A 7,007-nucleotide genomic window follows, 5' to 3' on the forward strand; every position below is an offset into this window, starting at 1 on the left:
CCTTAGGCCGTTTGCCACTGTGATGTACTTACTCTTGATGTTATTGCTGGATACGAAGCAATCTTATATATTTACATTCTTATGAAATCAGTTTTAATTTTATTCCTTCTTTTAATTTGTTCCTGTGCTGTGGTACATTCGGTTGCAGATGATAGATATACTGCTGCAATAAGCTACCTTAATGAGGAAATGAAAGATAAACCTTTTCAAGTTGTTGATACTTTGGTTTATATACCCCAAACAGCATGGTTTAATATTAATCGTAAACCTGATTCCATTAATGATATTGATTATATTGACCATTTAGAAAGTCTTGATGATGTATATAATTTTAAAAATGAATATCATAGCTTTAAGAAAAGCAACAGTTTGGCTAAATTCAATGTGTATTTTTCAAAACCTATAGATAATTACCTTGATGCCGAAGTGGTAAACAATAGAGGGAGAGCTAATGATTCACGTAGTTCCTTAACGATGTTCAATACTACAACCGTTTACCGTTTTACTTTTAATGACCGTAATGAGGTAATAAGTGTAAAAACGCAGAAGTTGATATATAATTAATATTTTTCATCAGTTCGGTTTTTCAGCCTCGTGTTTCGACTTCACTTCATTACGCTCAAAATGACAGAGGGTGAGCTGTCATCCTGACGATAGGAAGGATCTCATTCAAAATTTATCATTTAAAATAGTGATTCTTCTCACAATCTGATAATGTGGCTATCGCCTGACAAATCTTACTAATTTCATGTAGAATTTTATAACTGTGCTTGGGTGTATTATAATTTATTTTGCCGTTCATTCAACCAATAGATAGTTATTAATAGTATTTGCCATGAGTTTTGATTACGGTGAGTTTGAAAAAGAGCTGGAAAGCGCATGCCTTGTTGCCTACAAAAACTTTTTGAAAGAGTTTAATGCCGACAGTACCTACATTTCTGCCGGAGGGGGTAAACTCGAAGCCTTTATACAGGGGCTGCAAAAGGAGTTTGATAAGACCACTACCTATTATCTCAAAAAACACAATGTGGAAACTGATCCCGAAGCACGCCGGCGCGCACTGGCTGTTGCTAAACAAAGTGCTAAAAAGTGTATTGAAGAGTTTAGCCGAATACAGTAGGTTAGTTTGTTAGAATACACCTGCATTATTAATTTGAGGCCCCGCCATTTGTGTGGGGCTTTCTTTTTTTAAACAGTAAACTTTAGCAGGAAATACTTACTTTAGCGCAACTTAATATTTAAAAATGAAACATACTTTTAAAGCACCGTGGTTCAATATAATAAGGCCTATACTATACGTAATTATTTGCCTGGTGTTTTTATACCTGCTTATAAACGGTAATATTAACCAAAAGGCTTATATAGCTGTAGGTATACTTTTGGTTTACCTTATTATACACAAAGAATACACTTTTGCAGAGGTAGATACTATTGCTAAAACCTTTACTGTGCGGTACCGTATTTTTTTCTTTTTAATCCCTGTACAGAAAAAAGTGAACTATACTAAGGCAGACTGGGAGACATTAAGTAACAGCTCTTTTGAACTTACCGAAGGTAAAACCACCGTGGCACTTGCCGGAAAAAATATAGGAAAGGATAATATTAGTAAAATAGCCGATGTGCTTATAGCATCGGTTAACCAGGGGTATGATGATGTACCCGTTATGTGTCCGGTTTGTGGTAGTAACGAGGTGACAGGACTATTGGAAAAACCAGTTCCGTTTTTTACCCGTGAGGCCGAATGCCAGTGTTGCTTGTTTGCCAGTGATTTAGATCTTGAAGATGAAGGCGACCCTGATTTTATTATGTTTTTGAGGGAAGACTGGATTAAGGATAACTGCAAAAACGTAATGTTGTCTGATGATAAAAAGTCTGACTGGAGTGTGGAAAAAGCCATTACTCAGTTAAATAACCTAAAACAGCTAAATTCTGCAAAATGGCCTGATGATGTTGCCCGAATCAATCCAAACTGGACGCCTGATTTTAATGAACAAGAGGTAAGAGAGCATTTTAAAAATGATTAATTTATTTAGTCAATGAAAAAACAACCGGAATTTCCCTTATTAGATGTTTCTGTAAAAAACTGGAACAGTGAAGAGATTTTAGGGCTCATTGAATATAGCGCTATAATGCCCGGTGTTTCTCAAAAAGTTTTTGAAGAATGTCACCTAAACAGAGTTTTAGTTGATGGTAACGGATATGTTTTTAAAATTACAGGTAAAGAGTTAATAGCTGCCTGGAGAAAATTTGTTCCTTTTTTTGTGCCTGTTCATCGTTATGTGTTTGATTATCAAAATAGGAAGATGAGTTTTGATGAAGTAAAGGAATATATGGTTAACGGTTTAAATAGTTTAGATAATAAAGAAGGAGAAGATAATACAAATCTTAAAGATAGGCTTAATCAATGTCATACTATAAGAGATATTATAAAACAGTATTCAATTAGTTGGTAAAACTTTTTGATAATTGAAAAACAGTAAAATTCTTATATTTATCGGCTAAACAAACACTTATGACAAAACCTTTACTAACCCTGATGTTGCTTTTAGCCCTTGGATTTACAGGGTATGCACAGCAAAAAATTACTGCAGCTTATATAGAGCAACACTATGGCGGATGGTACTTTTTACATCCTGAAACCGAAATACAGCCACAATGCCGTGAGCTGGAAGACAGTAATTACTGTATAAACAGGCAGATTAAGGAATTTGCCGGTATGATTGAGCAACAGGTTGCCGCCATGCCCCATGATAAGCTGACCAACTGGAAACAAGCCTGTGATGATAAGGTGGAGCAGTTTATAGCCTCGATATCAGATTCTCCAGCAAAAGACCTTATGAAAAAAGCCTATACCCGCGATGTGTATAAAGAGCTTTTACTCTCACTGCTTGGAAAAATAAAATAGTTTAGGCTGAGGATTTCAGTTTTGCTTTTGTAAATCGGTATCTTATATTTGGAAAAACAATAAACAACCATGAAATTACTTAAAATATTATTTTTTGCCTTAGTCCTTTTTATGTCGGCTAATGCTTTTGCTCAGCAAAAAAAGATTCAGACAACAGTTATTAAAACCGCTATTTACTGTGATCATTGTAAACAATGCGAGTCGTGTGGAGACAGGCTTAACCTTGGGTTGCTAAAAACAAAAGGTGTACAAATGGTTCAGCTGGACGAAAAGGCTATGACAATTAGTGTTACCTATAATACTAAGAAGACTGATTTAGCTACCATTAAAACAGCAATTAGTAAACTGGGCTATGATGCAGATGATATTAAAGCCGATCCGGTAGCTTATGAGGATCTCGACGGATGTTGTAAAAAATAGTATAATATGAAGCATGGAGTTATCCATGCTTTTTTATTTTAAGTAAAATTGTATTTTTGAGATTACCTATGAAAAAGCTTTTTGAATCTTTTAATGTATTAAGTACAGGTCAGTTAGATAAACTGGACGGTTTAATTTATACTAAAAATTTAAAAAAAGGAGAGTACCTTATTGAGCAGGGTATGCTTTGTGATGAAATAGCTTTTATAGATGAAGGTATTCTTCGCTCGTTTTATATAAACGATGCGGGTGATGATATTACTAACTGTATTGCATTTAGTGGTGAATTAATGGCTGCCTATTCCAGCTTTATAACATCGTTTCCGGCAGAATACAGTATAGAGGCACTGGTTGCTACCCGTTTAACAATAATAAAAAAAGAGAGTCTTGAAGCCTTGTATGCTCAAAGTGAACAATGGCAACAGGTGGGGAGAATGCTTGCCGAGATACAGTATGTAGAGTTAGAAAAGCGTATTGCTTCGTTTCAAAAAGAGACAGGAGTACAAAGATATGAGACTATGTTAAGGAGTTATCCTAACTACATAAAGCACATACCTTTGCGATACCTGGCTACTTTTTTAGGAGTTACCCCAAGGCATTTAAGCCGTATAAGAGCCAGCTATAAAGCCTTAGATTTCAGCCTCTAAGTTGGTTACAAGACTAAACCTGTTTATTTTCTGACTTTGTAAAATATCTATAATGTTTTTAACATATGGATATTTTTCGTTTCCGTCTCCTTTTATGGCAACGGGCAAATCTTTATTGCGTAATTCTTTGGCCGAAGTTCGGGCTTCAAAAATCCAGTGATAAAATTCTGAAGGCTTATTGCCTATAGAATCAAGAGGAATACCCGCAACCGGGTATTTTTCACGCTGCACAGCCGGCAGTGATAAGTAGCCCGATAGTTGGTTGAGCGGTAGTCCATAAGTATCGGTATTAATAAACTCGGTTTTTTCAGCTTCTGTAAAACTAATACCATATCGTTTTGCCATTTTTTCGAGCGTTAATTCTCTTACACTTTTTTCACGTATGCTTAATGTTGTTTTTTCTTCACCTATAGTAATAACAATAGCATCATCGGCCAGTGTGGGCTGTTCGGTAGAAAGCGGAAGTTCTATAGGTAGTAAATCAATATCTTTTGGTTTTGCGGTAAGTATTAGGAAGGTAAGAAGTAAAAAAGCTACATCTACCATAGCAGTCATGTCTAAAATTTGTTTTCTTTTTTTAATTTTTACTCGGGGCATAATAATTTACTTTAGCTTTTTACCTAGGTTATATGCTTTATTAATCCAGTTTTCAATTTGTTCTTCACTGGCAGTTTTTACTATACCTATATAGGTGTGCTTAACAGGACTTATGCCGCAAAATTGTAACACTGATTTTTTTAACTGATTAATGCTTGGCCTGCCAAAAAACAACCTGTAGTACCACCCCGGCTGATCGAGCGTAGTTATAATATGAGCCGATCGTCCTTTTAACAGCTTATTCCAAAAAACCGAATTCTCTTTATAACTAAAAGCCATACCCGGAAGAAACAGTCGGTCAATAAAACCTTTAGTAATAGCAGGCAGACCTCCCCACCATACCGGATGTACCCATACTATGTGGTTAGACCACTGTATTTTTTGCCAAGCATCAAGGAGATCGGGTTCCAGCTCCATACGCTTTTTATACCCATATTGAAGGTTAGGGTTAAAGTTTAAATCGCTTATAACAATTTCCTGTACCTCATAACCGGCAGCTGTAGCCCCTTTTTTATAAGCTTCACACAAAGAGTGATTGAGACTTTCTTTATTGGGATGTCCGTTAATAATAAGTATCTTTTTCATACATTAAAGTTTTAGGTTGTAGCAAAAGTAAATTTGAGGTAGGGTGTAAATTGAGGACAAATGTCTATTAATACAGCTAGCATACACTAATATATAATAGAGTGAGTAATTTTAGTTAAATTATTATATTTGAGAAAACCTTACCTATGAAAGTAACTTCCTTATTAGTTTTTTTAGTTTTATTATTATCCTGTAAAGAAAATGTTGAGCCTAACAATAGTGTTGTTCATGAAAAAACAGAAGTATCTGTCAAGCCTAAACCATCGCTTTTAGATGAAGATATAAATGTGCAGGATATTAAACGTCAGGTAGGGCGCAATGTAACGACTTCGTTTTTGGGTAAAAAAAGGGTGAGTATTTATCCTGACAGAGGGAAAAATAATTACTACGGAGTGTATTATTTTACATCAGATAATGAAGGTGATAGAGGTGTTATTGGTTCATTGGTGGTGTATGACTCTGTTAACCCATATGTTTATGATAAGTTAACCGATGAGTTTGTAGAGGTTTGCCTTTTTGAAAAAGGAATTTCACTATATAATAATAACGTGAGTGTGGGTATGCCTGTAAAAAATGTTATTGAACTTATGGGTAACAACTACACAAAACTAAATGATTCGTTACTGTGTTATAATCAAACCGATAAAAAAGCGTTTTTTAAAATTAAAGACAGTTTGGTTACCGCATTAAGAATAGGTGTTTACCGTGGGGGTATTGTTGTCGATTCCATAATAAATAAAAAGCTGGGGTATTAGCCTTATTAATGTACTGTATGAAAACTATTTCTTTACTAAGTTTACTATTATTACTGGTTTCCTGTAAAAAGGATAAAGAATTATTATCTGCACAGAATATAATACACGAGCAAAGTATTAAGCTTGCTGCAATTCAGGAAGGTATTATCAATGAAAACTATAATAAGCTGGTAGAATATTCGTCTCATTACAATACGCAGAAAGGGGATTCACTACTCTTATTAAAAAAATATACCGATAGTTTACTGGAAATACTTCCTAAATGTAACAGGCAACAAAGTTTAAAGCTGTATAATAGTGCGGTTAGCAATGCTTCGCTTCACGATAAAAAAATAAAACTGCCTGCAGTAAATGATTTACATCAGTTGAATGATGCGATTGTTAAGGATGTTATTAGAGCCCGACTCCTTAAATTTTGTGCCGATGCTTCTTCATATATAGTAAGAAATAGGATTGATGATGGTATGATTTCAAAAGGAGATTCGCTTGTAGCTATAAGACTCAATAAATATGTAAGCTTTTACTGGAACAATAACAGCCATATGATTATGGGTGCCGACAAGTTTACCGGTATGCCACACCATGTTAAGCTACTTATTGCTTCACAAATTGTAAATACCATTAACAGTGAGGCTCTAAATTGTGAGAATAAACCACTACCCGAAGGTGATTTGGCTTTTTTAGTTCTTGATAAAACAGAAAAACTTCCTTTAATGAAAGTGTTAAATACACAATTAGATGTGTACCCGTATAACTGTCCGTATCCGTTGGGGTTATTTCAGACTATAGAAAATGATAGGGAAGGAGTATCTCAGTGTGTAATTGAGTATTTAAATTCTTACCAACATTAATTTTGAATTAAATATTAGAAATAAAAACTCTAAATGAGTTAGTTCTTATACTATATATAATAGAGTAGGTGTATTATTCTTATATATAGTATAGCTGTTTTGGAGCTGTTCTCTATTATCTCAAGTTGTTTCAAGTCTTTCTCAAAAAAAAACTTTTTCTCAAAACACATCTATTCAGTTAGTTATAAAATAGCGTTAAAAAAACATTAAAAAAACAGTACTAAAAGTTTGTAAAAGTAGAAAAGAT

11 protein-coding genes are annotated in these 7,007 nt (G+C 34.4%); 9 read left to right on the top strand and 2 right to left on the bottom strand.

The features are described 5' to 3' along the window. Nucleotides 1-81 precede the first annotated feature (81 nt). From V3Z67_RS15885 to V3Z67_RS15915, 7 genes are all read left to right on the top strand, one after another. The gene (locus V3Z67_RS15885; protein WP_330444248.1) at nucleotides 82-564 is read left to right on the top strand and encodes a hypothetical protein; all 483 of its coding nucleotides are present in this window, start codon (nucleotides 82-84) and stop codon (nucleotides 562-564) included. Nucleotides 565-835: 271 nt separating this feature from the next. Then, nucleotides 836-1,120 (top strand): hypothetical protein, encoded by a 285-nt coding sequence (locus V3Z67_RS15890; protein ID WP_330444249.1) that lies wholly within the window; start codon nucleotides 836-838, stop codon nucleotides 1,118-1,120. A 124-nt stretch (nucleotides 1,121-1,244) separates the two neighbouring features. Continuing rightward, entirely contained in the window at nucleotides 1,245-2,024 is a 780-nt protein-coding gene (locus tag V3Z67_RS15895) for a hypothetical protein (RefSeq protein ID WP_330444250.1), read from the top strand. 12 nt (nucleotides 2,025-2,036) lie between these two features. Beyond that, the gene (locus V3Z67_RS15900; protein ID WP_330444251.1) at nucleotides 2,037-2,453 is read left to right on the top strand and encodes a hypothetical protein; all 417 of its coding nucleotides are present in this window, start codon (nucleotides 2,037-2,039) and stop codon (nucleotides 2,451-2,453) included. Between the two features lie 59 nt (nucleotides 2,454-2,512). Continuing rightward, the gene (locus V3Z67_RS15905) at nucleotides 2,513-2,905 is read left to right on the top strand and encodes a hypothetical protein (RefSeq protein ID WP_330444252.1); all 393 of its coding nucleotides are present in this window, start codon (nucleotides 2,513-2,515) and stop codon (nucleotides 2,903-2,905) included. A gap of 69 nt (nucleotides 2,906-2,974) precedes the next feature. Next, nucleotides 2,975-3,325 (top strand): heavy-metal-associated domain-containing protein, encoded by a 351-nt coding sequence (locus V3Z67_RS15910; RefSeq protein WP_330444253.1) that lies wholly within the window; start codon nucleotides 2,975-2,977, stop codon nucleotides 3,323-3,325. 68 nt (nucleotides 3,326-3,393) lie between these two features. Further along, nucleotides 3,394-3,972, top strand: a complete 579-nt coding sequence (locus tag V3Z67_RS15915; RefSeq protein WP_330444254.1) for a Crp/Fnr family transcriptional regulator — start codon at nucleotides 3,394-3,396, stop codon at nucleotides 3,970-3,972. On the opposite strand, the gene V3Z67_RS15920 is transcribed toward V3Z67_RS15915, so the two are convergent. Both V3Z67_RS15920 and V3Z67_RS15925 read right to left on the bottom strand, forming a co-directional pair. Then, the gene (locus V3Z67_RS15920) at nucleotides 3,955-4,569 is read right to left on the bottom strand and encodes a biopolymer transporter ExbD (RefSeq protein WP_330444255.1); all 615 of its coding nucleotides are present in this window, start codon (nucleotides 4,567-4,569) and stop codon (nucleotides 3,955-3,957) included. The genes V3Z67_RS15915 and V3Z67_RS15920 overlap by 18 nt on opposite strands. A 6-nt stretch (nucleotides 4,570-4,575) precedes the next feature. Further along, entirely contained in the window at nucleotides 4,576-5,154 is a 579-nt protein-coding gene (locus tag V3Z67_RS15925) for an NAD(P)H-dependent oxidoreductase (protein ID WP_330444256.1), read from the bottom strand. Nucleotides 5,155-5,300: 146 nt separating this feature from the next. On the opposite strand from V3Z67_RS15925, the gene V3Z67_RS15930 reads away from it, so the two are divergent. Further along, nucleotides 5,301-5,909 (top strand): hypothetical protein, encoded by a 609-nt coding sequence (locus tag V3Z67_RS15930; protein ID WP_330444257.1) that lies wholly within the window; start codon nucleotides 5,301-5,303, stop codon nucleotides 5,907-5,909. A 17-nt stretch (nucleotides 5,910-5,926) separates the two neighbouring features. Further along, nucleotides 5,927-6,760, top strand: a complete 834-nt coding sequence (locus V3Z67_RS15935; protein ID WP_330444258.1) for a hypothetical protein — start codon at nucleotides 5,927-5,929, stop codon at nucleotides 6,758-6,760. Nucleotides 6,761-7,007: the final 247 nt, after the last annotated feature.

Source organism: Flavobacterium sp. C4GT6 (assembly GCF_036347315.1).
GTDB lineage: Bacteria > Bacteroidota > Bacteroidia > Flavobacteriales > Flavobacteriaceae > Flavobacterium.